The organism is Saccharothrix sp. ST-888, from assembly GCF_000955975.1.
Classification (GTDB): Bacteria; Actinomycetota; Actinomycetes; order Streptomycetales; family Streptomycetaceae; genus Kitasatospora.
This window is the reverse complement of the sequence record NZ_JYJF01000508.1, coordinates 1-370: the sequence shown is the minus strand read 5'-3', so window position 1 is coordinate 370 and position 370 is coordinate 1. Positions and strand designations below refer to the sequence as shown.

General features: G+C 76.2%; 1 protein-coding gene. It reads right to left on the bottom strand.

The window, feature by feature from the left end; all coding sequences use genetic code 11:
• Window positions 1–102: 102 nt before the first annotated feature.
• A partial coding sequence (locus UK12_RS43930) for a hypothetical protein (protein ID WP_231591492.1) occupies window positions 103–370 on the bottom strand: 268 nt, incomplete at its 5' end.

Below are 370 nucleotides of genomic sequence, written 5' to 3'. Positions count from 1 at the left end.
GGTCGTGAGCGGCGCGAGCGGGGGAGGGGACCAGGTACGAGCCAGGGGTCAGAGCGCGCGCGGGCGGGTGGACCGGTAGGGCCGGGCCGGCGGGCCGAGCGTCTAAGGTCCCGAGGGAGGCCGCCTGGGCGGTGCCGCCGTGTTGGACCGGGGGGTAGGCAACAGCGGGGCTGGCGCGGCGTCTCCGGGAGGGTGGTGCCAGGGGCTCGCGGCGGTGGCGACCCGGCCCGCCCGCATGATCCGAACGGCGTGCCCGCCGCAGCCCGGGCAGGTCGGCTGGAGCAGCGTCGACGGCACGCGGACGCCGTTCGCGTGGTACTCGATCACCGTGTGCCCGTCCTTGGCCACGTGGTGCTCGATCTCGTATGCC